The following is a 23,403-nucleotide window of genomic DNA, read 5'->3' as shown; positions in this document are numbered from 1 at the left end:
GCTCGTGACAACAATTGTATGTGTACGCCGTAATGGCCATGTCGTGGTAGGTGGTGATGGTCAAGCCACGATGGGTAACACCGTAATGAAGGGCAACGTCGTTAAAGTCCGCACCTTCTACAAAGATAAAGTGATCGCGGGCTTTGCCGGCGGTACAGCCGATGCGTTTACGCTGTTTGAGCTGTTTGAGCGCAAGCTGGAAATGCACCAAGGACATTTGACCAAAGCCGCCGTTGAACTGGCAAAAGATTGGCGTACCGACCGTATGCTGCGCCGCCTTGAAGCGCTACTGGTGGTGGCCGATGAAACCGACTCTCTGCTTATCAGCGGTAACGGCGACGTCATTCGCCAGGACAACGGATTGATTGCTATCGGTTCCGGCGGTGCTTATGCCCAAGCGGCGGCCACTGCGCTATTGGAAAACACCGAGTTAAGCGCGCGTGAAATTGCTGAAAAATCGCTGAATATTGCCGGTGATATCTGCATTTATACCAACCATAACCTCAATTTCCTGGAATTGCCTAAGCAATCCCAAGCGTAAGGATCGAAAATTATGTCCGAAATGACCCCACGCGAGATTGTCAGCGAATTAGACAGCTACATCATCGGCCAACACAATGCGAAGCGCGCCGTTGCCATTGCCTTGCGCAACCGCTGGCGCCGCATGCAGCTCGACGAAGCGCTGCGTCATGAAGTCACCCCTAAAAATATTCTGATGATCGGCCCAACCGGCGTCGGTAAAACCGAAATCGCCCGTCGTTTGGCCAAACTTGCCAATGCGCCGTTCATCAAGGTCGAAGCCACCAAGTTCACCGAAGTGGGTTACGTGGGTAAAGAGGTCGACTCGATCATTCGTGACCTGACCGATTCCGCGATTAAAATGGTGCGCCAGCAGTCTATTGAAAGGAACCGCTACCGCGCCGAAGAGTTGGCAGAAGAGCGCATTCTCGACGTGCTTATTCCTCCCGCTAAAAACAACTGGGGCCAGGCTGACGAAACGCAGGAACCCTCTGCTGCGCGTCAGTCTTTCCGTAAAAAACTGCGCGAAGGCCTGCTCGACGACAAAGAAATCGAAATTAACGTGGCCGATTCACCTGCCGGCGTTGAGATAATGGCACCTCCGGGCATGGAAGAGATGACCAACCAGCTGCAATCGATGTTCCAAAATATGGCAGGTCAAAAGCAGAAAGCGCGCAAGATGAAAATCAAGGAAGCCCACAAGCTGCTGATTGAAGAAGAAGCCGCCAAGCTGGTTAACCCTGAAGAGCTGAAAGAACAGGCCATTGAAGCCGTTGAACAACACGGAATTGTGTTTATCGACGAGATCGACAAGATCTGTAAACGCGGGGGGCAAAGTTCAGGCCCAGACGTTTCACGTGAAGGTGTGCAGCGTGACCTGCTGCCGCTGGTTGAAGGCTGTACCGTATCAACCAAGCACGGCATGGTGAAGACAGACCATATTCTGTTTATCGCTTCCGGCGCATTCCAGACCTCGAACCCGTCGGACCTTATCCCTGAGTTGCAGGGGCGTCTACCGATCCGCGTTGAGCTACAGGCGCTGTCTACCGAAGACTTCGAGCGCATTCTTACTGAGCCGAGTGCTTCCCTGACTCACCAGTACAAAGCGCTGATGCAAACCGAAGGGGTAACCATCAACTTTACCACCGACGGTATTCGTCGCATTGCCGAAGCCGCGTGGCAGGTTAACGAAACTACCGAGAACATTGGTGCACGTCGTCTGCACACTGTACTTGAGCGTTTGATGGAAGATATTTCCTACGACGCCAGCGAAAGCAACGGTATTTCAATAAACATTGATGCAGATTACGTTCGTAGCCACTTAGATGCACTTGTTGCTGATGAAGACCTGAGCCGATTCATCTTATAATTTGCTTACACCTTCGTGGTTAGAAAATGGGGAGGCTTAGGTCTCCCTTTTTTATTGCCTCGAATTCATCCGGCCCGAGCAGAACGGATAACGCACATTATGAGCACGCTTCCCCTTAACACCCCCGCCAACGCCTGGCTTCAAAGCCTAAGATTACGCACCCTTCCGCTGGCTTTTGCCTCGATTCTGGTCGGCTCATCCCTCGCCAGCTTTCAAGGGAGCATGAAATTCTCGGTCGCGCTGTTGGCATTGTTAACCGCTGGGTTGCTGCAAGTGCTTTCCAATCTGGCAAATGACTATGGCGACGCCGTCAAAGGCAGCGATACCCCCGCAAGGCTCGGCCCGATGCGCGGCATGCAAAAAGGGCTGATTACTCGCCATCAAATGAAGCGGGCAATCAAACTGTGCGTTTTTGCCGCCGTGATGTCGGGTTTGGCGCTGATTACCGTCGCCTGCCAAAAACCTGCCGATATTTTAGTGTTCTTGCTGCTCGGCCTGCTCTCGATTGCGGCAGCCGTTACTTATACCGTAGGCACTCGGCCGTATGGATATCGGGGGCTGGGCGACGTGTCAGTGCTGCTGTTTTTTGGCTGGGTTAGCGTGGCAGGAACTTATTATCTGCAGGTCGGGGAAATTGACGTACTGGTGCTGCTGCCGGCGACGGCATGCGGAATGCTGGCCGCGGCAGTGTTGAATATCAATAACCTGCGCGATATTGAAAGCGACGCAGAACACGGTAAAAACACGCTGGCCGTCAGACTGGGGCCAAAGATGGCGCGCTATTATCAGCTTTTTTTACTGCTGGGTGCCATAGTCTGCCTGACGCTGTTTTCCGCGTTATATTTTCCCGGATGGCGCGGTTTTCTCTTTCTGCTGGCCGCACCGATGCTGGCCAATCACGGCAAAAAAGTGCTGCACAGCACTGCCCCAGAGCAGGTTCGTCCGCTGCTCGAACACATGGTGAAAGCGGCGCTGCTAACCCAGGTGCTGTTCGCTCTCGGACTGTTTCTCAACTAACAGCCTGTTATTCAATCAGCCTGTGCAAATTATGCGCATTAAGACTTAACAATTGATGATTTTGCCAACATCAGCCAGAAAGGGATATACTGAAAGCTCACGCGAGCAACCAGATAAAAATCTTATGAAATACGATACTTCAGAACTGTGCGACATTTATCATGAAGAAGTGAATGTCGTTGAACCCCTGTTCTCCAACTTTGGTGGACGTACTTCATTTGGCGGGCAAATCACTACTGTGAAATGCTTTGAAGACAATGGCTTGCTCTATGAGTTGCTGGAAGAGAATGGCCGTGGCCGCGTTCTCTTGGTTGACGGTGGTGGTTCAGTACGACGCGCCCTGCTTGATGCTGGCCTCGCAAACCTGGCGTTGCAAAACGAATGGGAAGGCATTGTCATTTACGGCGCAGTACGTCAGGTTGATGACCTTGAAGAGTTGGACATTGGCATTCAGGCAATGGCCGCCATCCCCGCAGGTGCCGCAAGTGAAGGCATTGGCGAAAGCGACATCCGCGTTAATTTCGGCGGCGTGACTTTCTTCTCAGGCGACCACCTCTATGCTGACAACACCGGTATCGTGCTCTCGGAAGATCCTCTCGATATCGAGTAACCTTCTGTTTTAAAAAAATAGACAACAAAAAAGACGCCTCGAAGAGCGTCTTTTTTATTTTTAGAGCTTGAAAGATATAACCGAGTCATTGAAATTGCAGCAAGGGAGCGAGCGAACGTGGCTAACGTCGTTGCAGCTTCAAGAACGAAGGTAAAATCCAATCCCCTATAAATTTCGAGGTGCAGGAAGGCGACAACTAAGCGAATCCCCAAGAGCTTACTAAAGTAAGTGACGGGGGTGAACGAAGGCAGTCAACGCACCTGCAACTTGAAAGATGAAGGGATTTAGACTTCTTCCATTTTTCCTAACAGTGAGCGCAGGCGCTCCTGCCATACGTGCTGCTCTTCTTTCAGGTGGGTGTTTTCACGAACCAACGATTCGTGGTTACCGCTAGCCTGTTGAACCTGCTGAGACAGATTGTTGTTCTGCTCTTTCAGCTCTTCAATTTCCATTTGCAGCAATGTAATGGTATCAATCGCTTGCTGAACTTTAGTTTCTAGTTTCTCAAATACTTCAAATGACATGGTTATTCCCCTTATGTTCGCAAGGCGTACATCTTTTAAGACTCGCCACACCTTCCCGATGCGGCTCGATAATTCAATTAACTACCTACTTTAATTAATACCGATTGTATGTAGGCATACCTTCCCTGTCTAGCAACATACTGGTCCTGCACGCAGTCTGTTGCAATTATCTCGCCTCGACTATAAGGAAAAACCTAAAGTCCGCCGCATCCAGCCACTAAATTCGCTAGTTTTTCCGCGAAGAACCCATTTTGATGGTCACCCTACCACCGCAAAATACGCGTATTCGCTCATTTTTATGACACAGCACACACATTTTGATTTCGGTATTTCTCGTTTATGCTCGTTAACGATAAATTCACATTAACTTCTCATCTCGTATGAGATGTTAAAAATTAAATAACACTAAACAATAAAACCAAGTGATTTATACCCTACCCTTAACAACTATCCTTTATAGGATTCGATTATGAGCCAAACTATGAGTTCCACAATCAAAGGTCAGTGCATCGCTGAGTTTCTGGGAACCGGCCTGATTATCTTTTTTGGTGCAGGCTGCGTCGCGGCAATGAAACTCGCTGGTGCCTCTTTTGGCCAGTGGGAAATCAGCATCATCTGGGGTCTTGGCGTTTCGATGGCTGTTTACCTGACGGCCGCCATTTCCGGTGCACACCTGAATCCAGCGATCACTATCGCGCTGTGTCTGTTCGCCAACTTTGAAGGCCGCAAGGTCTTGCCTTACATCGTGGCACAGATAGCCGGTGCCTTCTGTGCGGCAGCGTTGGTATATGGTCTCTACTACAACCTTTTCTTCGACTACGAACAGAGCCACAACATGGTCCGTGGCAGCGTTGAAAGCCTGGATTTAGCCGGTATCTTCTCTACCTACCCAAATCCACACATCAGCGTTCTACAGGCGTTTTTGGTTGAAGCTGTAATCACTGCCGTACTGATGGCCCTGATTCTCGCCCTGACCGATGACGGCAACGGCGTTCCGCGCGGCGCACTGGCTCCTTTGCTGATTGGTCTGTTAATCGCCGTTATCGGTGCATCAATGGGTCCATTGACCGGATTTGCCCTTAACCCAGCGCGTGACTTTGGTCCGAAACTGTTCGCTTACTTCGCAGGTTGGGGAAAAGTTGCCTTCACCGGTGCACGCGATATCCCTTACTTCTTGGTTCCTATCTTTGGCCCGTTGGTCGGTGCTTGCCTCGGTGCAGTTGGTTATAAAGCCTTGATTAGCAATCATCTTCCTCAGACTGTTGCAGCAGCGGAAGAAAAAGCACCACAGCCAAAACAACGTAAAGCCTGATAGGCTACTCTGTTTCACAGCCCACTTTGCAGGACATTAATTATGACGGCAGATAAGACTCACGACAAAAAGTATATCGTTGCACTCGATCAGGGTACCACCAGCTCACGCGCGGTAGTGCTCGATCACGATGCGAATATCGTGAGTGTCTCGCAGCGCGAGTTCACTCAAATTTATCCAAAAGCTGGCTGGGTCGAACACGACCCGATGGAGATATGGTCGTCGCAAAGCTCTGTTCTGGTTGAAGTGCTGGCAAAAGCCGATATCAACTCCGATCAAATCGCCGGTATTGGTATCACCAACCAGCGTGAAACCACAATCGTCTGGGAAAAAGAGAGCGGAAAACCCATTTACAACGCCATCGTCTGGCAATGTCGTCGTACTGCAGAGATTTGCGAGCAGTTGAAAAAAGACGGCATGGAGGAGTATATCCGCCATAACACCGGCTTGGTGGTTGACCCTTACTTCTCGGGCACCAAGGTGAAATGGATCCTCGACCACGTTGAAGGCTCTCGCGAGCGTGCAAAACGCGGTGAACTGTTGTTCGGTACCGTTGATACCTGGCTGGTATGGAAAATGACCCAAGGTCGCGTTCACATTACCGACTATACCAACGCCTCACGCACCATGATGTTTAACATTCATACACTGGCATGGGATGACCGCCTGCTTGAAGCGCTGGATATTCCACGTGAAATGCTGCCAGAAGTGCGCGCCTCTTCTGAAATTTATGGCCAGACCAACATCGGTGGTAAAGGCGGAACGCGTATTCCAATCGCCGGTATTGCCGGAGATCAGCAGGCGGCGCTCTACGGCCAACTGTGCGTTCAACCGGGTATGGCTAAAAACACCTATGGTACCGGCTGCTTCCTGTTGATGAATACCGGCACTGAAGCGGTAGCGTCTAAAAATGGCCTGTTGACCACTATTGCCTGTGGTCCACGCGGTGAAGTGAACTATGCACTGGAAGGCGCGGTGTTCGTTGGTGGCGCGTCCATACAGTGGCTACGCGATGAGCTTAAATTAATCAACGATGCTGCCGACTCTGAGTATTTTGCCAACAAAGTTAAAGACACCAACGGCGTGTACGTTGTGCCAGCCTTTACCGGCCTCGGCGCACCGTATTGGGACCCGTATGCCCGTGGTGCCATTTTCGGCCTGAGCCGCGGTGCCAACAGCAACCACATCATTCGCGCAACGCTTGAGTCAATTGCTTATCAGACCCGTGATCTGATTGACGCCATGCAGGCCGATGCGGGCACGCGTTTGCAGTCGCTGCGTGTTGACGGCGGTGCCGTTTCGAACAACTTCCTGATGCAGTTCCAGTCTGACATTCTAGGCACTCGGGTTGAGCGTCCTGAAGTGCGCGAAGTGACCGCGCTGGGCGCCGCGTACCTTGCCGGTCTGGCGGTAGGTTTCTGGAATGATTTGGAGGAAGTTCGCAGCAAAGCCGTAATCGAAAAAGAGTTCCGTCCGAGTATCGAAACCACCGAGCGTAACGTTCGCTATAAAGGCTGGCAGAAGGCTGTGGCCCGCGTCCGTGCTTGGGAAGAACACGAGTAATCTCTCGGCAAACTGCGCGTTTAAACCCTCGAATCAAACTCCCCTACTCGGGGAGTTTTTCGTTTTTGCCCCCCTCGCTATGATAGACTTTGCCGCCTGAGATGAGCCCTCGCTCACCGCCCTCATTTTTCTTAAAACGGATTTATCCATGAAACGTGAATTAGCTATCGAGTTCTCCCGCGTGACAGAGGCTGCGGCCCTTGCCGGTTATAAATGGCTTGGCCGTGGTGACAAGAATCTGGCCGATAATGCCGCCGTTCAGGCGATGCGCATCATGCTAAACAAAGTCGATATTGCCGGTGAAATTGTCATTGGCGAAGGCGAAATTGATGAAGCTCCCATGCTGTATATTGGCGAAAAAGTGGGAACCGGACGAGGTGACGCCGTAGATATCGCCGTTGACCCGATTGAAGGTACGCGCATGACCGCCATGGGCCAGTCGAACGCGCTGGCCGTTTTAGCGGTGGGTGATAAAGGCTCGTTTCTCAATGCGCCGGACATGTATATGGAAAAACTGGTGGTCGGGCCGGGTGCGAAAGGCCAGATCAACCTTGATTTGCCACTGGCGGAAAACTTGCGCAACATTGCCGCCAGTCTGAATAAGCCGCTGAGTGAACTGACCGTGTCGATTCTTGCTAAACCGCGTCACGACGAGACGATTCGCCAACTCCATGACCTCGGCGTGCGCGTTTTTGCCTTCCCTGACGGCGACGTGGCGGCCACTATCCTCACCTGTATGCCAGAAAGCGAAGTCGACGTCATGTACGGCATTGGCGGTGCGCCGGAAGGCGTGATCTCCGCGGCGGTAATCCGCGCGTTGGACGGCGACATGCAGGGCCGTCTGTTGGCGCGTCATCATGTTAAAGGCGATACTCCGGAAAACCGTCGCCTAGGCGAAGACGAGCTGACCCGCTGCAAGCAGATGGGCATTGAGGCCGGTAAAGTGCTGCTGCTCGACGACATGGCGCGTAATGACAATGTTATCTTCTCGGCCACCGGCATCACCCAAGGCGACCTACTGGCCGGTATCAGCCGTCAGGGCAATATGGCTACCACAGAAACGCTGCTGATCCGCGGGAAATCGCGCACAATTCGCCGTATTCGTTCGACCCACTCTCTGGACCGTAAAGACCCTGAGCTGCACGCTTTCATTCTCTGATTTGCCCCATCAGGTCAGAATACACTCTGGCCTGATAACATTTAATCGATAATCCTTCTGCAAAATATGGAATAAGATCAGCCGGTAATTCAATCCTACCAAACTGGAGAGAGAGTCGATGGCTGAATGGGTAACGGGTAAAGTAAAACAGGTAGAGCACTGGACAGACAGTTTGTTCAGCATTGTGGTTAATGCACCTATCAATGACTTTGCCGCCGGGCAGTACGCCAAACTCTCGCTGGAGATAGACGGTGAACGCGTGACGCGCGCTTACTCCTTCGTTAATGCGCCTAGCAACGAAAATCTTGAGTTTTATCTGGTGAACGTGCCTGAAGGGAAACTCAGTCCGCACCTGCACGTCATGCAACCAGGTTCAGAAGTCATGATCACCAAAGAGTCTCAGGGCTTTTTTGTGATTGATGAAATTCCCGAGTGCGATACCCTGTGGATGCTGGCAACCGGTACCGCAATTGGCCCGTTCCTGTCAATTTTGCAGGAAGGCAAGGGTCTGGAACGCTTTAAGAACATCGTGTTAGTGCACGCCGCCCGTTTCTCGCGCGACCTTAGCTATTTACCGCTAATGCAGCAGCTGCAACAACGTTATAACGGTAAATTACACATTCAAACCGTTGTCAGCCGTGAAGAAACGCCAGGTTCACTGACTGGACGTGTGCCTGCGCTCATTGAAAACGGTTCGCTTGAATCTGCCGTAGGCCTGACCATGGACGCCAACGACAGCCACATCATGCTGTGCGGCAACCCACAGATGGTGCGCGATACTCAGCAGGTGTTGAAAGACACCCGCGAGATGCGCAAACACCTGCGCAGAAAACCGGGCCACATGACGAGCGAGCATTACTGGTAATCCATGCAAAACAAAAAGATCTGAATCATGAAAAAAGCTCTGCCTCTGCGCCTGATATCAACCCTGCTGTTGCTGACACTGGGCAGCGGCGTCGCTTTTGCCGATCCGCCAACCGACCATACGGTCGTCGATGATACGCCGACGGCACCCTACCTGATGCCAGGTGCACCGACGTTTGAAATGACGTTGGTCAGTTTTCGCGAAAAATACAATATCGCCAACCCGACGCAGCAGATTGGTGAGTTTCGCTCCATTGCCGATAAACCTGGCGATACGCTTCTGACCCGCGCCGCCAGCAAGATAAACGAAGATCTTTACGCTTCTACAGCGCTGGAAAAAGGCACCGGTAAAATAAAAAGCATGCAGATGACCTATATGCCGATTCAGGGGGCGGATGAAAAAGCCGCGCATGCCACAGCAATCAGCTATATGGCCAACCTACTCCGTCAGTTTGACCCTACAATGTCGGTCGACCAAAGCGTGGCGAAAGTAAATGCGCTGATCGATAAAGGCAAAGGCTTACCCTTTTATCAGCAGCAGGTTGGCGCTGTACGCTACGTGATTTCTGACAACGGAGAAAAAGGCCTGACGTTGGCCATCGAGCCGGTAAAATTGGCATTGGCAAATTAGTCATTATGTTTGCGAATACGCCAGGGATTTGACGAAAAGCAAAGCCTTTGCGGATGATACTCTCTATACTATTGTGCAGTTTATCTGCCCTATCGGCAGAAATTTTAATCGACACTCGCGTCCCCTTATGGAGGAAATAAAATGCGACATCCATTAGTGATGGGTAACTGGAAACTGAACGGCAGCACCCACATGGTTAACGAACTGATTGCCGCTCTGCGTACCGAGTTGAGCACCGTTGAAGGCTGTGGCATTGCCATCGCTCCACCAGAAGTTTATCTGTCACAGGCTAAACACGCACTTTCCGGTAGCCGGATTGCTCTGGGCGCACAGAACGTTGACGCTAACCTGTCAGGCGCTTTCACCGGTGAAATTTCTGCCGACATGCTGAAAGATATTGGTGCTCAGTACATCATTATCGGTCACTCTGAGCGTCGTACTTACCATAAAGAAAGCGACGAGTTCATTGCCAAGAAATTTGGTGTGGTGAAAGAAGCAGGCCTGACTCCAGTACTGTGCATCGGTGAAACTGACGCAGAAAATGAAGCTGGCCAAACTCAAGCCGTATGCGCCAAGCAGCTCGATGCCGTGCTCTCGACTCTGGGTGCTAAAGCCTTTGAAGGCGCAGTGATCGCTTACGAACCCGTATGGGCTATCGGTACCGGTAAATCAGCGACCCCAGCTCAGGCTCAGGCGGTTCACAAATTTATTCGTGACCACATTGCCAAGCATGATGCCGCGGTTGCAGAACAGGTTATTATTCAGTACGGCGGCTCCGTTAACGCAGCCAACGCCGCTGAACTGTTCACCCAACCAGACATCGATGGTGCACTGGTCGGTGGCGCGTCACTGAAAGCCGACGCATTTGCCGTTATCGTGAAAGCAGCAGCGCAGGCCAAGGCCTAAGACTTATTGCCTGATTTATTGTGGCGAACATGACTATCAGGCAATAAAAAACCCCGCAGTGCGGGGTTTTTTTATACATCAAGGTAAGCTTAGCGCTTGTTAATCTGGTCGTAGATACCGCCGTTGGCGAAGTGCTCTTTCTGCGCCGCAGGCCAGCCGCCGGCAACCTGGTCAACCGTGTAGAGTTTGATATTTGGGAACTGCGCAGCAAACTTCTTGGCAACCGCCGGGTCGCGTGGGCGGTAGTAGTTTTCCGCCGCAATAGTCTGCCCCTCGGGAGTATATTCGTATTTTAGGTAAGCATCGGCCACTTCACGGGTACCGCGCTTGTCGACCACCTTATCGACCACAGAAACGGTTGGCTCAGCTAGAATTGACTCACTCGGATACACAACTTCAAACTTGCCTTCGCCCAGTTTTTTGTCCGCCAGAATCGCGTCATTTTCCCAGGAGATCAACACATCGCCAATGCCGCGCTCAACGAAGGTGTTGGTTGCGCCGCGCGCGCCTGAGTCCTGAACTTCAACGTTTTTAAATAACGCACGCAGGAAATCGGTGGCTTTCGCTTTATCGTTATTGTTGTGGTGCAGCGCATAACCCCATGCTGCAAGGTAGTTCCAGCGAGCGCCACCTGACGTTTTAGGGTTCGGTGTAATCACCGACACGCCCGGTTTGATCAAATCATTCCAATCGTGGATCCCTTTAGGGTTGCCTTTGCGCACCAGGAATACGATGGTCGAGGTGTAGGGTGCAGCGTTGTCAGGTAAACGTGTCTGCCAGTCTTTATTGATGCGGCCACGTTCGGCGATGGCATCTACGTCTGACTGAAGCGCCAGCGTCACTACGTCGGCTTCAATCCCGTTGATCACCGACGTAGCCTGCTTGCCTGAGCCACCGTGAGATTGGCGAATAGTGACGTTATCGCCGGTCTTCGCCAACCAGTATTTGCTGAAGGCTTTATTGTATTGCTCATAAAGCTCACGCGTTGGGTCATAGGAAACATTGAGAATCTGAATGTCTTTCGCAATCGCTCCGGTCGTTACCAACAGTAATGCCAGCCCCACTCCCCACTTGTTCATCGCGCTTCTCCCAGCAAATCGTTTTAGTTGGATTGATTTATTTAATCAGCTGTTTAAAGCCTGCCAGAGAAAGAGGAATGTATTAAAGAATAAAAACTTTCTTTCTATTCCTTTTTGAAATATAGAGCACAAGCTAAAAAAAACCCTCATGGCTGAGGGCTTAGTCTTAATACGTATCGAGAGAAGCTTTTTCTGATTAGTAGAGCTTTTTAGCCGTTTCCCACATTTCTGTTTTAAACGGACGCTTCATGTTTTCGATGGCATCGATAATGTCGTGGTGAACCAGTTTCTCGTTCTGTACGCCGACACAGCGGCCGCCGTAGCCTTGCAGCAGCAGCTCAATGGAGTAGGCACCCATGCGTGAAGCCAGAATGCGGTCGTAGGCACAAGGTGCACCACCGCGTTGAATATGGCCCAGCACCGTGGCGCGCGTTTCGCGGCGGGTTTCTGTTTCGATATGACGCGCCAAGTCGCCGATGTCACAGATGTGCTCGGTAATAGCAACGATAGCGTGTTTTTTACCCTTGGCGATGCCGGCTTTAATCTCTTCGACCAGATCGTCACGGTTGAATTCCACTTCAGGAATAACGATAAACTCACAGCCGCCGGCAATGGCCGCAGACAGGGTTAAGTCGCCGCAGTAGCGCCCCATGACTTCAACAATAGAGATACGCTGGTGAGAAGATGAGGTGTCACGCAGGCGGTCAATGGCTTCAACTACGGTTTCAAGCGCCGTGAAATAGCCGATGGTGTAATCGGTGCCCGCGACGTCGTTATCGATGGTGCCAGGCAGGCCGATGCAGGGAAAGCCCATCTCAGTCAGGCGCTTAGCCCCCATATAAGAACCGTCGCCGCCGATAACCACCAGCGCATCAATGCCGCGATTTTTCATGTTTTCAATGGCTTTGCCGCGCACAGCTTCGTCACGGAATTCTGGGAAACGCGCCGAGCCGAGGAAAGTGCCGCCGCGGTTAATCACGTCTGAAACGCTGTAGCGGTCCAGCTGATCCATCCTGTCTTCATAAAGTCCGAGGTAGCCGTCGTAAATACCGAAAACTTCAAGATTTTCAGTAAGTGCTGCGCGAACAACGCCACGTATCGCCGCATTCATGCCGGGGGCGTCGCCACCACTTGTCAGTACACCGATTTTTTTGATCATGACTACCTCTGAACTTTTAGATGCAATTTCTTAAGAATTCTTGAGCATACCCGCCAAACCGGACCCTTCTGGTCAACACACCTGGCTCTTTGCTTGGATGCACAAATCATATAACAAAATGCTTAAACTGAATTGATGCAGGTCACCTGTTGGCGCTAATTCAGTTTTGTTCAATGCAATTTACTCATAGGCTCTGATTATACAAGGCTCGCGTGACAAACTTTAGGATGAAATTTAAGTTCTTTGAAAAACACGCAAATTTTGTCATCTATTGAGCCAGCTTTCCTAAGAATAGCATTGTTCATCCAGACATCTGACTGATATTGCAACATATCTATTACAAAACGTCCTTAGTGTTTTTTTTGGGCAAAAAAAACCCCACCAATAGGGTGGGGGAAGACAGGGTTTGTGTCTATGGCAAGGAAAAGATGTGATTTACTCTTACAGCGTAACTACTGGGTACTGATTACGGGCTTCTGGGTAGAAGTCGGTTGTAGACCAGAAATTTGGGTGGCGAGGACCTGCATACGCTGCTCGTGCTTCTGGTTAAGTATTTCTTTCTGTTGCGGCGTGAGAAGATTAAACATCAGGTTACGAATGCGCGCCATTTCTACCTGGCGATCGACCTGCTCCTGCGCTATTTTTTCAGCCTGTGCCCTAACGGCTGCCTGATCAAAATTCTCTGCGGTCACCAGCTCATGCATGGTTTCCATTTGCTTTAAATTGATCTGCGGCGAATCTTTTCGTGCCTGATGCATCAGATCGCGCATTTGCTGGCGCTGTTGTTCGGTTAAATTAATTCCATCGAACATTGTGTTGCGTCTGTCCAACATGTTGCCATCATGAGCTAAAGTATCTGCAGGCATCGATTTAGCGCTTTCTGCTAACGCAACACTTGAACTAAGTGCAAGCATTGAGGCCATAATCATTGCAGCTACCTTACACATCACGAACTCCTATATTCTTTCGCACTAAGCGAATCATTGAAAAGCAGTCTAACCCTGGAGCTGCAAACTAGCGTCAGTGCATGTAAAACTACGTAAAGTCATGGAATAGCGGCAATTGATGACGTATTTTGCGTCTAGAGGTAATCATAATGAATAAAATTTTGTTAGTTGATGACGATCGTGAACTGACTTCACTTTTGAAAGAACTGCTTGAAATAGAAGGCTTTAGCGTTGTAGTTGCCTACGACGGTGAACAGGCGTTAGAAAAACTGGACAGCAGCATCGGCCTGTTGCTGCTCGACGTCATGATGCCAAAGAAAAATGGCATTGAAACCCTTAAAGAATTACGCCAGCGCCATCAAACGCCGGTGATTATGTTAACGGCGCGCGGAAGCGAGCTAGACAAGGTGCTGGGGCTCGAGCTCGGCGCAGACGACTACTTGCCTAAACCGTTTAACGATCGTGAGCTGGTCGCGCGTATACGCGCCATGCTGCGCCGTTCTAACTGGAGCGAGCAGCAGCAGGCGGGAGAAACTAACAGTTCACCGACGCTGGAGGTCGATGGCTTGCAGCTGAATCCGGGCCGTCAGGAAGCCAGCTTTAGCGGGCAGCCTCTCGATTTGACCGGCACCGAATTTACCCTGCTCTACCTGCTGGCCAAGCATTTGGGTCAGGTGGTGTCACGTGAGCACCTTAGCCAGGAAGTGCTGGGTAAGCGCCTTACCCCTTTCGACCGCGCTATCGACATGCACATTTCCAACCTGCGTCGAAAGCTGCCGGACCGCCAAGACGGGCATCCGTGGTTTAAAACGCTGCGTGGCCGCGGTTACTTGATGGTATCCGCTACATGATCAACAGCCTTACCGCGCGTATTTTTGCCATTTTCTGGTTCACGCTCGCGCTGGTTCTCATGTTGGTTTTGATGGTTCCGAAGCTCGACTCACGTCAGATAACCCCGTTGCTCGACAGCGAGCAGCGTCAGGGGTTGATGATTGAGCAACACGTTGAGGCAGAACTCGCGGGCGATCCGGCAAATGACCTGATGTGGTGGCGCAGGCTGTTTCGTGCTATCGACAAATGGGCTCCGCCGGGCCAGCGCTTACTGCTGGTGACCAGCGAAGGTCGGGTGATTGGCGCTCAGCGCAACGAAATGCAAATCGTGCGCAACTTTATCGGCCAGTCCGATAACTCCGATCGTCCTAAGAAAAAGAAATACGGTCGGGTTGAAATGGTGGGCCCCTTCGCCGTTCGTGACGGTGAAGACAACTACCAGCTGTATCTGATTAGACCGGCCGGAAGCGCGCAGTCTGACTTTATCAATCTGATGTTTGACCGCCCACTGCTGCTGCTGATTGTCACCATGTTAATCAGTGCACCGCTGCTGCTTTGGCTGGCGTGGAGCCTTGCCAAACCTGCGCGTCAGTTGAAAAATGCGGCTGACGACGTGGCGCGCGGCAATCTAAGGCAGCGCCCTGAACTTGAATCTGGCCCGCAGGAGTTCTTAGCCACCGGAGCCAGCTTTAACCAGATGGTCAGCGCGCTTGAGCGCATGGTTACGGCCCAGCAGCGTTTGATTTCAGACATCTCGCACGAGCTGCGTACGCCACTGACTCGCCTGCAGTTGGCGACCGCGCTGCTACGTCGTCGTCACGGCGAAGGCAAAGAGCTGCAGCGCATTGAAATGGAAGCACAGCGACTCGACGGTATGATCAACGACCTGCTGGTGCTATCGCGCAGCCAGCACAAGAATGAGCTCACTCGTGAGCAGCTCAAGGCCAATGAGCTGTGGGCGGACGTAATCGACAACGCGCAGTTTGAAGCCGAGCAAGTGGGGAAAACCCTTGAAGTCACCGCGCCTCCGGGGCCGTGGAAGCTGATTGGTAATCCTAACGCCCTCGACAGCGCGCTTGAAAATATTGTTCGCAACGCCCTGCGCTATTCTCATCATCACATTGCGGTTAACTTCACCGCCGACAGTGATGGCATCACCATCATGGTGGATGATGACGGCCCGGGCGTCAGTGAAGAAGATCGTGAGCAGATTTTCCGTCCGTTCTATCGCACAGATGAAGCACGTGACCGCGAGTCAGGCGGTACCGGACTTGGGCTGGCAATCGTAGAAACGGCGGTACAGCAACACCGTGGCTGGGTAAGAGCCGAGGACAGTCCGTTGGGCGGTCTGCGTCTGATTATTTGGCTGCCGCTGCAGCAACGATAAGATTCTGCTATTCTGCGTCCCTCAAGAGAAAGGGGGCGCAGGTAGTATGCTTAATATCGTTTTATTTGAACCAGAAATTCCACCTAACACCGGCAATATTATTCGGCTCTGTGCCAATACCGGCTGTCAGTTGCATTTGATTAAACCGATGGGCTTTGCCTGGGACGACAAGCGCCTGCGCCGTGCAGGGTTGGACTACCACGAGTTCACCAACATCAAGCATCATGAAAACTATGACGCGTTTCTCGCCAGTGAGTCCCCTCAGCGTCTGTTTGCACTCACCACCAAAGGCACGCCGGCGCACAGCGCTGTCTCGTATCAGGACCATGATTTCCTGCTATTCGGACCTGAAAGCCGCGGTCTGCCAGCTACAATTCTCGATAATCTGCCGCCACAGCAAAAAATCCGCATTCCGATGCAGCCAGACAGCCGCAGCATGAACCTGTCTAATGCAGTTTCAGTGGTGGTGTACGAGGCTTGGAGGCAGTTAGGTTACCCGGGCGCGGTGATTAAAGAATTGCCGGGTAACGCCTGAATTTCTAAACATTGAAACGGCATGCGAACGCATGCCGCCGAGAAGCTAAATGCCGTCGCCGAACTCGAAGCCCTGCGTACCGTTGAAGTACTGATTCATGTCCATTGAAGGCTTTTCACTCTCAGGGCGACCCACGATGCGAGCCGGCACGCCTGCGGCGGTAACGTGTGGCGGAATGGACTGCAACACGACAGAATTGGCGCCAATCTTCGCGCCAGCGCCAACTTCAATATTGCCAAGTATCTTGGCACCCGCACCTATCATCACCCCTTCACGAATTTTAGGATGACGGTCGCCCACGGTTTTACCTGTTCCGCCCAACGTCACGGACTGTAGAATCGATACGTCGTTTTCAACCACAGCGGTTTCACCAATAACGATGCCGGTAGCATGGTCGAGCATGATCCCACAGCCAATACGCGCAGCAGGATGAATATCAACACCGAAGGTGACGGAAATCTGATTCTGGAAATAGATTGCCAGCGCCTGACGGTCCTGCTTCCACAGCCAGTTACCGATGCGATAAGCCTGCAACGCGTGGAACCCCTTGAGGTAGAGTAGCGGCGTCGAGTACTTATCTACCGCCGCATCACGCGAGTGTACGGCAAGAATATCGCGCGCGGCTGACAGAGTCATTTGCTCATCGTTGCGGTAGGCTTCTTCAACCACCTCACGGATGGCAATAGCCGGCATAATTGGGCTGCCGAGCTTGTTGGCCAGAATATAGCTCAAAGCGCTGCCGAGATTTTCGTGTTTGAGTAATGTCGCATGGAAAAAACTTGCCAGCATAGGTTCACACTCAGCCAGCGCTCTCGCTTCTGATTTTATGCTATTCCAGACCAGTTCTAACTCTTCTGACGACATCATCATTCCTTACAGCGAATTAAATAAAGCTCTTCAACAGAGAATAGCAGCCCTACCCGCCTGACTTCACTGGCAGGATGTGCGAAACGACGTTAGCGACTGTCTGACTCGTCTTTACTGGCTCGGGCTAACAGGCTAATTGCTGCTTCTCGCGCGTCTTTACCGTTATACAACACCTGAAAGATTTGTTCGGTAATGGGCATCTCAACGTTAACACGCTGCGCCAATGCGCGAACCTCTTTGGTGTTACGGTAACCTTCAACCACCTGGCCTATCTTGTCCTGAGCGCTCTGCACGTCATGTCCTTCGCCCAGCATGATACCAAAGCGGCGGTTGCGTGATTGATTATCCGTGCAGGTTAGCACCAAATCGCCCAATCCTGCCATGCCCATGAACGTTGAAGGAGAGGCCCCCAGCGCAGTGCCCAGGCGGGTCATTTCAGCCAACCCACGAGTAATTAACGCTGTTCTGGCGTTGGCGCCGAAACCAATACCGTCGGACATACCTGCACCGATGGCAATGACGTTTTTCACCGCACCGCCAAGCTGAACGCCGATAAAATCAGGATTGCTGTAAACGCGGAAGCTTTTTCCACAGTGCAGCAGTTGCTGCAGGTCTTCACCAAACTGCGCGTCGGTTGAGGCCAGCGCAATGGCGGTCGGCATACCCGCGGCCAGTTCTTTGGCAAAGGTTGGCCCAGATACCACGGCAAGAGGGATAGCTTCACCCAACTCTTCCCGCGCGACGTCTTGCAGTAAACGACCGGTTTCTGCTTCCAGACCCTTAGTCGCCCAGACAATGCGGGCATCAGCGCGTAAAAATGGCTTAATTTGACGAAGAACATCGCCGAAAACGTGACTCGGCACCACCACCAGCACGTCGCGGCTTGCCGCCACTGCGCGCGAAAGATCGGTTTCAAGAATCAAGGTATCGGGGAAGGTCACATCCGGCAGAAATGCCTGATTACAGCGAGCGGCCTGAAGTGCCTGAATATGCGAGGCGTTATGCCCCCACAGCACCACAGGATGGCCATTTCTGGCAAGGGTAATAGCTAAAGCGGTGCCGTACGAGCCGGCACCGATAACGGTCATTGAAGCATTGACAGTTTTCATCAGGCATCCTGATGTGGCTGTGCACCTTCGCTTTCCGCCTGCTGTTGCAGATAATTCATGAACAGAGCGTCAAAGTTTACCGGTGCCAGATTAAGCTGCGGGAATGTGCCGCGTGAAACCAGGCTGGTGATGCACTCACGCGCATAAGGGAACAGAATGTTCGGGCAATATGCACCCAGGCAATGCGCCATCTGAGTACCGTCAATGCCTTCGATAGAGAAGATGCCGCCTTGCTGAACTTCGCACAGGAATGCAGTTTCTTCTGCCACAGACGCGGTAACGGTCACACGCAGGACAACTTCATACACGCCTTCAGCCAGCTGGTTTGAAGCGGTATCCAGATCCAGTTTAATCTCTGGCTCCCACTCTTTCTGGAAAACTTGTGGAGCATTTGGCGCTTCAAAAGAGATGTCTTTGGTGTAAATGCGCTGGATCTGGAAAGTCATCTCGGTGTTGTTCTGTTCTGACATTAAAATAATACCCTTAAGTTAATAATAATCCTTAAAATACCCGCGTTGCGCATCACGCGCACCTCTGTCAAAGCAGAGAATCAAGACCGCCGCGGGCATCAAGTGCGTGTAAATCGTCGCATCCACCGATGTGCTGACCGTTGATGAAAATCTGAGGCACGGTCGTACGACCACTGCGCTCAATCATCACTTCACGCTTCTGCGCATCACCATCGATAGCAATTTCGTCAAAGGCTGCGCCCTTGCTGTTGAGCAAGGCTTTAGCACGGTGGCAATAAGGACACGTCGCTTTTGTGAAGATTACAATCTTAGCCATTTCGCACCTCGGAATCATGGTATTAGGATAGAGATTATTCTTACTTACCGCGGGCCAAAGGCAGATTCTCGCCGCTCCAGCCTGCAATACCTTCTTTCAGGCTGTAAACGCGTTCAAAACCGGCGTTGACTAAACCTTCTGCAGCTAAACGGGCAGACTGTCCGTTTGCACACACAACAATCACGGGCTGCGCTTTATGCTTGGAAAGATCGCCCAGATTGTTGCTTTTGATATCTGCGCTGAGCAGATTCACTGAAGTAGAGATGTGACCTTTACGAAACTCTTCGCGAGCACGAACGTCAACGACCACGGCTTCTTCTTTGTTGATAAGACGTGTTGCTTCACCGCGGGTGATTTCTTTCACTTTGGAGAAACGCGCTCTCACAGTCGTGAAAATCACCGCTATCAGCAGTGCAACCCACGCCAGGCTCAGAACCGGGTGCGCGCTAACGAATGGCATAATTTCTTGCATGGGGTGTAACAACTCCCGTCAGTTAGGGGGAAAATTCAAGGCTCACGAGTATACCCTGCGTCTTGCGCAATTACAGCCCGAATGCGCCGCCAATTACCTTAAACTGAGGCACATCCCGAAAAATTCAAGGGGATGGCGCTAAATATTTCTGGGTATTCATCTTTACACAACCCGCTCTGTCGTTGCCGATGTCAGCTTAGATACGCGCCCAGCCGCGCTTTGTTTGATCATAGCCACTTTACAGTCGCGGTGTTCTACACTCTAGAAAGACCTATTTGCATCTCGCGATACACTTTTTTTGTCTTGGCATCAGCGCATCATGTTGTTGATTAGTGTTACGATAAAGGCAATAGGGATCAAATTGTCTATCATCCTGGGTCGACAAGCGGGAAAAAGTTTGAGCAAATCTATCTATTACAGTTTGATGAGAAACGTCCTTTCCGGCTCTGCCCTGCTAGTCTGCGGTGCACTGCTGGTTCATCCCCGGTACAGTTTTGCCGATGAAAACAAGGACCAACTCAAGAACATTCAGCAAAGCATCGCTGAAAAGGAGAAGAGCGTTAAGGCCCAAAAGCTGCAGCGCGGGTCTCTGCTCGACCAACTCCAGTCCCAGGAAAAAATCATCGCCGCCGCAAGCCGCAAGCTGCGTGATACACAATCGACCCTCTCCAGCTTAAATAAAGACATCACCAGCCTGAATGCCTCGATCGAAAAACTGCAAAAACAACAGAAAACGCAGGAAAGCATTCTGGCCAAACAGCTCGACGCTGCCTTCAGGCTTGGCAAACAAAGCGGGCTACAGCTAATTTTGAGCGGCGAAGAGAGCCAGCGCAGTGAGCGTATTCTGGCCTACTTCAGCTATTTCAATCAGGCTCGTCAGCAGAATATCGACGCATTGAAAAAAACCCGCAGTGATTTGGCTTCACAGCGCGTGACACTACAGTCGAAGCAAGTACAGCAAAAATCTGCGCTTTCAGAGCAGCAAACTCAGCAGCAAAAACTCGAACAGGCGCGCGTAGCACGACAAAAAACGCTGACCTCGCTTGAATCCTCGCTGCAAAAAGATGAGCAGAGCCTGGTTGAGCTGCGCGCTAACCAGACGCGCCTACAGGATAAAATTGCCGCTGCAGAACGCGCCGCCCGCGCCCGAGCAGAACAGGAAGCGCGCGAAGCCGCCGCCGTTAAAGCGAAAGAACAGCAAGCAAAATCAAAAGGTTCAACCTACAAGCCGACGCAGAGCGAGCAGGCGCTGGTATCGCGTACAGGTGGGCTTGGACGTCCTGCTGGACAGGACATCTGGCCGGTTCGCGGTGCCGTACAGCATCGCTTTGGTGAAGAGCTGCAGGGTGAGCTTCGTTATAAAGGTATTGTTATTGCGGCCCGTGAGGGCAGTGATGTAAGAGCCATCGCCGATGGACGCGTGCTGCTGGCAGACTGGTTGCAGGGTTATGGCCTGGTTGTGGTTATCGATCACGGCAAAGGTGACATGAGCCTGTATGGATATAACCAGAGCGCACTGGTGAATGTGGGTCAGCAGGTGAAAGCCGGCCAACCCATTGCACAAGTGGGCACCAGTGGTGGTCAAGGTCAGCCTGCTCTTTACTTCGAAATTCGTCGTCAAGGTCAGGCCGTTAACCCACAGCCGTGGTTGGGAAAATAACATTGCGATATAAAAAGAGACGTTTAGCGACGTTATGCGGTGCGCTGGTCTTCACGATGAATGTTCAGGCAGCCAAATTAGCCATTTTATTTGATGATTTTGGCTATCAGGCGAAGAACGAAAATCAGGTGTTAAAAATGCCAATCAATGTGTCGATTGCCATTTTCCCCAATGCGCCGGACTCGCAGCAGATGATGCAGAAGGCCCACCAACAGGGCCGCGAAATTCTTATCCATCTACCGATGCAGCCAATCAGTAAGCAGCCCCTCGAGAAAAACACTCTGACGCCGGATATGAGCAGCCAGGAGGTCAAGCGTATCGTTGACCAAGCGATTGCCAGTATCCCTTACGCCGTGGGCATCAATAATCATCAGGGCAGTAAAATGACCTCGAGCCTGAGCGGCATGCAAAATGTCATGCAGGCCATGGCGCCGCACCATCTGTTTTTCCTCGACAGCATGACCATTGCAGGCACTAAGTCGGTTCAGGCGGCACAGGGCACGTCGGTTAAAGTGATTAAACGCAACGTGTTCCTGGACGACGTGCAAAACAACGCTGAGATTCGCCATCAGTTCCAGCGGGCGATTGCCCTTGCGCGTCGCAATGGCTTTGCTATCGCTATTGGCCATCCGCATCCAAGCACCGTAGCGGCCGTGCAGCAAGAGCTGGCCAATCTGCCGTCAGACATTCAGCTGGTGCGTCCGAGTGATTTGCTTAATGCGACCGTGAGTCATAATCCGCGGCCTGTGCCAACGCCGCAGCCCGTTAAACCGGTAAAACCGAAATCTAAAGCGAAAGGGATCGCGAGTTGCCCACTCAAACAGAAAGTGCCGCCGGTTTATGCCGGAGCAATGTTTGAGGTGCTGGGTGACAGTATCAAGAATTCGTCACTGGTTAACTTTGTAGAACGCCAGTTTAGCGGATGGGGAAAGGCTCCTGAACAGGTGGCACCGCAGTTGTTGCAAACGCCGCCTCCCATCGCCGAGCCGCCTAAACGCTAGACGGCTCGATAAATATTTGAGTCAGTCAATCTCGGGCCAGCAAATAAGCTGGCCCCTTTTTTTGCTAAACCTGTTACCAGTTTAAAATCACCTTTCCCGATTGCCCGGAGCGCATGGCGTCAAATCCCTGCTGAAAATCATCAATGTCAAAGTGATGGGTAATCAGCGGTGTTAAATCCAGCCCAGACTGCACCAGCGCCGCCATTTTGTACCAGGTTTCAAACATCTCGCGGCCATAAATCCCTTTGATAAACAATCCTTTGAAAATCACCTGATTCCAGTCGATCGACATATCAGAAGGCGGAATACCCAGCAGCGCAATACGCCCGCCGTGGTTCATGGCATTGAGCATGGTGCGAAAGGCCGGTGGCGCCCCGGACATCTCTAGGCCGACGTCAAACCCTTCCGTCATGCCCAGCTCGCTCATTACGCTGCTGAGGTTCTCTTTGCTGACGTTTACCGCGCGCGTCACGCCCATTTTGCGCGCAAGGTCGAGGCGATACTCATTCATGTCAGTGATAACAACGTGTCTTGCACCGACGTGACGACAGATAGCCGCCGCCATAATACCGATAGGACCCGCGCCGCACACCAGCACGTCTTCCCCCACCAAATCAAAAGACAGCGCGGTGTGAACCGCATTGCCGAACGGGTCAAAAATGGCCGCCAGATCATCAGAAATGTTGTCAGGTATTTTAAAACCATTAAACGCCGGGATCACCAGATATTCGGCAAAAGCCCCCGGTCGATTGACGCCGACGCCCTGCGTGTTGCGGCAAAGATGCGTGCGTCCACCGCGGCAGTTACGGCAATGCCCGCAGGTAATGTGACCTTCTCCTGATACGCGGTCGCCAATATTGAAGCCTTTTACCTCCTGCCCGATGGCCACGACTTCGCCAACGTACTCATGCCCCACGACCATCGGCACTGGAATGGTTTTTTGCGACCATTCATCCCAGTTATAGATATGCACGTCCGTACCACAAATCGCCGTTTTACGGATTTTTATCATGATGTCGTTATGACCCAACTCAGGAACCGGAGATTCGGTCATCCAGATACCCTGTTTTGGAAAAAGCTTGGCCAATGCTTTCAT

At 51.8% G+C, this 23,403-nt stretch carries 25 protein-coding genes; 15 read left to right on the top strand and 10 right to left on the bottom strand.

Translation table 11 applies throughout. The annotated features are described in order from the left end of the window. Positions 1 to 4 precede the first annotated feature (4 nt). The 4 genes from hslV to rraA all read left to right on the top strand — a co-directional run bounded on the left by hslV (position 5) and on the right by rraA (position 3,515). Positions 5 to 541, top strand: coding sequence for an ATP-dependent protease subunit HslV (hslV, locus tag BS639_RS03070; protein WP_055773617.1), 537 nt, complete (start codon positions 5 to 7; stop codon positions 539 to 541). Positions 542 to 553: 12 nt separating this feature from the next. Then, positions 554 to 1,888, top strand: coding sequence for an HslU--HslV peptidase ATPase subunit (gene hslU / locus BS639_RS03065; protein ID WP_055773616.1), 1,335 nt, complete (start codon positions 554 to 556; stop codon positions 1,886 to 1,888). A gap of 99 nt (positions 1,889 to 1,987) precedes the next feature. Continuing rightward, entirely contained in the window at positions 1,988 to 2,905 is a 918-nt protein-coding gene (locus BS639_RS03060; protein WP_084982236.1) for a 1,4-dihydroxy-2-naphthoate polyprenyltransferase, read from the top strand. 124 nt (positions 2,906 to 3,029) lie between these two features. Next, the gene (rraA, locus tag BS639_RS03055; RefSeq protein WP_055773640.1) at positions 3,030 to 3,515 is read left to right on the top strand and encodes a ribonuclease E activity regulator RraA; all 486 of its coding nucleotides are present in this window, start codon (positions 3,030 to 3,032) and stop codon (positions 3,513 to 3,515) included. A gap of 284 nt (positions 3,516 to 3,799) precedes the next feature. On the opposite strand, the gene zapB is transcribed toward rraA, so the two are convergent. Next, positions 3,800 to 4,039 carry a cell division protein ZapB gene (zapB, locus tag BS639_RS03045; RefSeq protein WP_055773614.1) on the bottom strand — a complete coding sequence of 80 codons (240 nt, stop codon included), beginning with the start codon at positions 4,037 to 4,039 and terminating at the stop codon, positions 3,800 to 3,802. A gap of 469 nt (positions 4,040 to 4,508) precedes the next feature. Here zapB and BS639_RS03040 point away from each other — a divergent pair, with 469 nt between their 5' ends. The 6 genes from BS639_RS03040 to tpiA all read left to right on the top strand — a co-directional run bounded on the left by BS639_RS03040 (position 4,509) and on the right by tpiA (position 10,474). Beyond that, positions 4,509 to 5,351, top strand: coding sequence for an MIP/aquaporin family protein (locus tag BS639_RS03040; protein WP_055773613.1), 843 nt, complete (start codon positions 4,509 to 4,511; stop codon positions 5,349 to 5,351). Between the two features lie 42 nt (positions 5,352 to 5,393). After that, positions 5,394 to 6,914, top strand: a complete 1,521-nt coding sequence (gene glpK / locus BS639_RS03035; RefSeq protein WP_055773612.1) for a glycerol kinase GlpK — start codon at positions 5,394 to 5,396, stop codon at positions 6,912 to 6,914. Positions 6,915 to 7,062: 148 nt separating this feature from the next. Continuing rightward, positions 7,063 to 8,073, top strand: coding sequence for a class II fructose-bisphosphatase (gene glpX / locus BS639_RS03030; protein ID WP_084982235.1), 1,011 nt, complete (start codon positions 7,063 to 7,065; stop codon positions 8,071 to 8,073). A gap of 118 nt (positions 8,074 to 8,191) precedes the next feature. Further along, positions 8,192 to 8,938, top strand: a complete 747-nt coding sequence (fpr, locus tag BS639_RS03025) for a ferredoxin--NADP(+) reductase (RefSeq protein WP_055773610.1) — start codon at positions 8,192 to 8,194, stop codon at positions 8,936 to 8,938. 27 nt (positions 8,939 to 8,965) lie between these two features. After that, on the top strand, positions 8,966 to 9,568 hold the full coding sequence (locus tag BS639_RS03020; RefSeq protein WP_055773609.1) for a DUF1454 family protein: 603 nt from the start codon (positions 8,966 to 8,968) through the stop codon (positions 9,566 to 9,568). A 141-nt stretch (positions 9,569 to 9,709) separates the two neighbouring features. Continuing rightward, positions 9,710 to 10,474 carry a triose-phosphate isomerase gene (tpiA, locus tag BS639_RS03015; RefSeq protein WP_055773608.1) on the top strand — a complete coding sequence of 255 codons (765 nt, stop codon included), beginning with the start codon at positions 9,710 to 9,712 and terminating at the stop codon, positions 10,472 to 10,474. An 89-nt stretch (positions 10,475 to 10,563) separates the two neighbouring features. Here the strand turns inward: tpiA and BS639_RS03010 are convergent, their stop codons facing one another. From BS639_RS03010 to cpxP, 3 genes are all read right to left on the bottom strand, one after another. Continuing rightward, the gene (locus BS639_RS03010) at positions 10,564 to 11,553 is read right to left on the bottom strand and encodes a sulfate ABC transporter substrate-binding protein (protein ID WP_055773607.1); all 990 of its coding nucleotides are present in this window, start codon (positions 11,551 to 11,553) and stop codon (positions 10,564 to 10,566) included. A 196-nt stretch (positions 11,554 to 11,749) separates the two neighbouring features. Next, the gene (pfkA, locus tag BS639_RS03005; RefSeq protein WP_084982234.1) at positions 11,750 to 12,712 is read right to left on the bottom strand and encodes a 6-phosphofructokinase; all 963 of its coding nucleotides are present in this window, start codon (positions 12,710 to 12,712) and stop codon (positions 11,750 to 11,752) included. A 452-nt stretch (positions 12,713 to 13,164) separates the two neighbouring features. Further along, positions 13,165 to 13,659 carry a cell-envelope stress modulator CpxP gene (gene cpxP, locus BS639_RS03000; RefSeq protein ID WP_084982233.1) on the bottom strand — a complete coding sequence of 165 codons (495 nt, stop codon included), beginning with the start codon at positions 13,657 to 13,659 and terminating at the stop codon, positions 13,165 to 13,167. Between the two features lie 149 nt (positions 13,660 to 13,808). Between cpxP and cpxR the strand changes: the two genes are divergently transcribed. Genes cpxR through trmL form a run of 3 tightly spaced genes read left to right on the top strand, consistent with a single transcriptional unit; the run spans position 13,809 to position 16,412 of the window. After that, on the top strand, positions 13,809 to 14,510 hold the full coding sequence (gene cpxR, locus BS639_RS02995; RefSeq protein WP_055773604.1) for an envelope stress response regulator transcription factor CpxR: 702 nt from the start codon (positions 13,809 to 13,811) through the stop codon (positions 14,508 to 14,510). Further along, positions 14,507 to 15,877 carry an envelope stress sensor histidine kinase CpxA gene (cpxA, locus tag BS639_RS02990; RefSeq protein ID WP_055773603.1) on the top strand — a complete coding sequence of 457 codons (1,371 nt, stop codon included), beginning with the start codon at positions 14,507 to 14,509 and terminating at the stop codon, positions 15,875 to 15,877. The genes cpxR and cpxA overlap by 4 nt, the downstream gene beginning before the upstream one ends. A gap of 46 nt (positions 15,878 to 15,923) precedes the next feature. Next, positions 15,924 to 16,412, top strand: coding sequence for a tRNA (uridine(34)/cytosine(34)/5-carboxymethylaminomethyluridine(34)-2'-O)-methyltransferase TrmL (gene trmL / locus BS639_RS02985; protein ID WP_084982232.1), 489 nt, complete (start codon positions 15,924 to 15,926; stop codon positions 16,410 to 16,412). Between the two features lie 45 nt (positions 16,413 to 16,457). Here trmL and cysE read toward each other — a convergent pair whose 3' ends face one another. The 5 genes from cysE to BS639_RS02960 form a co-directional block, all read right to left on the bottom strand. Continuing rightward, positions 16,458 to 17,276, bottom strand: coding sequence for a serine O-acetyltransferase (gene cysE / locus BS639_RS02980; RefSeq protein WP_055773601.1), 819 nt, complete (start codon positions 17,274 to 17,276; stop codon positions 16,458 to 16,460). Between the two features lie 92 nt (positions 17,277 to 17,368). Beyond that, complete coding sequence (gpsA, locus tag BS639_RS02975; protein WP_084982231.1) at positions 17,369 to 18,388, bottom strand: NAD(P)H-dependent glycerol-3-phosphate dehydrogenase; 1,020 nt, start codon at positions 18,386 to 18,388, stop codon at positions 17,369 to 17,371. After that, positions 18,388 to 18,858 carry a protein-export chaperone SecB gene (secB, locus tag BS639_RS02970; protein WP_055773599.1) on the bottom strand — a complete coding sequence of 157 codons (471 nt, stop codon included), beginning with the start codon at positions 18,856 to 18,858 and terminating at the stop codon, positions 18,388 to 18,390. The genes gpsA and secB overlap by 1 nt, the downstream gene beginning before the upstream one ends. Before the next feature lie 67 nt (positions 18,859 to 18,925). Then, positions 18,926 to 19,174: a glutaredoxin 3 gene (grxC, locus tag BS639_RS02965; RefSeq protein WP_055773598.1), complete on the bottom strand. Its 249-nt coding sequence runs from the start codon at positions 19,172 to 19,174 to the stop codon at positions 18,926 to 18,928. 40 nt (positions 19,175 to 19,214) lie between these two features. Beyond that, the gene (locus BS639_RS02960) at positions 19,215 to 19,646 is read right to left on the bottom strand and encodes a rhodanese-like domain-containing protein (RefSeq protein ID WP_055773597.1); all 432 of its coding nucleotides are present in this window, start codon (positions 19,644 to 19,646) and stop codon (positions 19,215 to 19,217) included. 424 nt (positions 19,647 to 20,070) lie between these two features. Between BS639_RS02960 and envC the strand changes: the two genes are divergently transcribed. Both envC and BS639_RS02950 read left to right on the top strand, forming a co-directional pair. After that, the gene (gene envC, locus BS639_RS02955; RefSeq protein WP_324188005.1) at positions 20,071 to 21,306 is read left to right on the top strand and encodes a murein hydrolase activator EnvC; all 1,236 of its coding nucleotides are present in this window, start codon (positions 20,071 to 20,073) and stop codon (positions 21,304 to 21,306) included. Between the two features lie 56 nt (positions 21,307 to 21,362). After that, entirely contained in the window at positions 21,363 to 22,307 is a 945-nt protein-coding gene (locus BS639_RS02950) for a divergent polysaccharide deacetylase family protein (RefSeq protein WP_084982230.1), read from the top strand. Positions 22,308 to 22,380: 73 nt separating this feature from the next. Here BS639_RS02950 and tdh read toward each other — a convergent pair whose 3' ends face one another. Continuing rightward, positions 22,381 to 23,403 (bottom strand): L-threonine 3-dehydrogenase, encoded by a 1,023-nt coding sequence (gene tdh, locus BS639_RS02945; protein ID WP_055773589.1) that lies wholly within the window; start codon positions 23,401 to 23,403, stop codon positions 22,381 to 22,383.

The sequence above is a fragment of the Rouxiella silvae genome, assembly GCF_002093625.1.
In the GTDB taxonomy this organism is placed as follows: Bacteria; Pseudomonadota; Gammaproteobacteria; order Enterobacterales; family Enterobacteriaceae; genus Rouxiella; species Rouxiella silvae.
This window is presented reverse-complemented; position numbering and strand designations above follow the sequence as displayed.

Coding starts and splice junctions, on each gene's coding strand:
- grxC (WP_055773598.1), bottom strand. CDS start 19,174: ATGGCTAAGATTGTAATCTTCACAAAAGCGACGTGTCCTTATTGCCAC.
- cpxA (WP_055773603.1), top strand. CDS start 14,507: ATGATCAACAGCCTTACCGCGCGTATTTTTGCCATTTTCTGGTTCACG.
- trmL (WP_084982232.1), top strand. CDS start 15,924: ATGCTTAATATCGTTTTATTTGAACCAGAAATTCCACCTAACACCGGC.
- pfkA (WP_084982234.1), bottom strand. CDS start 12,712: ATGATCAAAAAAATCGGTGTACTGACAAGTGGTGGCGACGCCCCCGGC.
- BS639_RS03060 (WP_084982236.1), top strand. CDS start 1,988: ATGAGCACGCTTCCCCTTAACACCCCCGCCAACGCCTGGCTTCAAAGC.
- BS639_RS03010 (WP_055773607.1), bottom strand. CDS start 11,553: ATGAACAAGTGGGGAGTGGGGCTGGCATTACTGTTGGTAACGACCGGA.
- cpxP (WP_084982233.1), bottom strand. CDS start 13,659: ATGTGTAAGGTAGCTGCAATGATTATGGCCTCAATGCTTGCACTTAGT.
- BS639_RS02950 (WP_084982230.1), top strand. CDS start 21,363: ATGAATGTTCAGGCAGCCAAATTAGCCATTTTATTTGATGATTTTGGC.
- cpxR (WP_055773604.1), top strand. CDS start 13,809: ATGAATAAAATTTTGTTAGTTGATGACGATCGTGAACTGACTTCACTT.
- glpX (WP_084982235.1), top strand. CDS start 7,063: ATGAAACGTGAATTAGCTATCGAGTTCTCCCGCGTGACAGAGGCTGCG.
- BS639_RS03040 (WP_055773613.1), top strand. CDS start 4,509: ATGAGCCAAACTATGAGTTCCACAATCAAAGGTCAGTGCATCGCTGAG.
- secB (WP_055773599.1), bottom strand. CDS start 18,858: ATGTCAGAACAGAACAACACCGAGATGACTTTCCAGATCCAGCGCATT.
- zapB (WP_055773614.1), bottom strand. CDS start 4,039: ATGTCATTTGAAGTATTTGAGAAACTAGAAACTAAAGTTCAGCAAGCG.
- tdh (WP_055773589.1), bottom strand. CDS start 23,403: ATGAAAGCATTGGCCAAGCTTTTTCCAAAACAGGGTATCTGGATGACC.
- gpsA (WP_084982231.1), bottom strand. CDS start 18,388: ATGAAAACTGTCAATGCTTCAATGACCGTTATCGGTGCCGGCTCGTAC.
- fpr (WP_055773610.1), top strand. CDS start 8,192: ATGGCTGAATGGGTAACGGGTAAAGTAAAACAGGTAGAGCACTGGACA.
- BS639_RS02960 (WP_055773597.1), bottom strand. CDS start 19,646: ATGCAAGAAATTATGCCATTCGTTAGCGCGCACCCGGTTCTGAGCCTG.
- rraA (WP_055773640.1), top strand. CDS start 3,030: ATGAAATACGATACTTCAGAACTGTGCGACATTTATCATGAAGAAGTG.
- envC (WP_324188005.1), top strand. CDS start 20,071: ATGAGAAACGTCCTTTCCGGCTCTGCCCTGCTAGTCTGCGGTGCACTG.
- cysE (WP_055773601.1), bottom strand. CDS start 17,276: ATGTCGTCAGAAGAGTTAGAACTGGTCTGGAATAGCATAAAATCAGAA.
- glpK (WP_055773612.1), top strand. CDS start 5,394: ATGACGGCAGATAAGACTCACGACAAAAAGTATATCGTTGCACTCGAT.
- BS639_RS03020 (WP_055773609.1), top strand. CDS start 8,966: ATGAAAAAAGCTCTGCCTCTGCGCCTGATATCAACCCTGCTGTTGCTG.
- tpiA (WP_055773608.1), top strand. CDS start 9,710: ATGCGACATCCATTAGTGATGGGTAACTGGAAACTGAACGGCAGCACC.
- hslU (WP_055773616.1), top strand. CDS start 554: ATGTCCGAAATGACCCCACGCGAGATTGTCAGCGAATTAGACAGCTAC.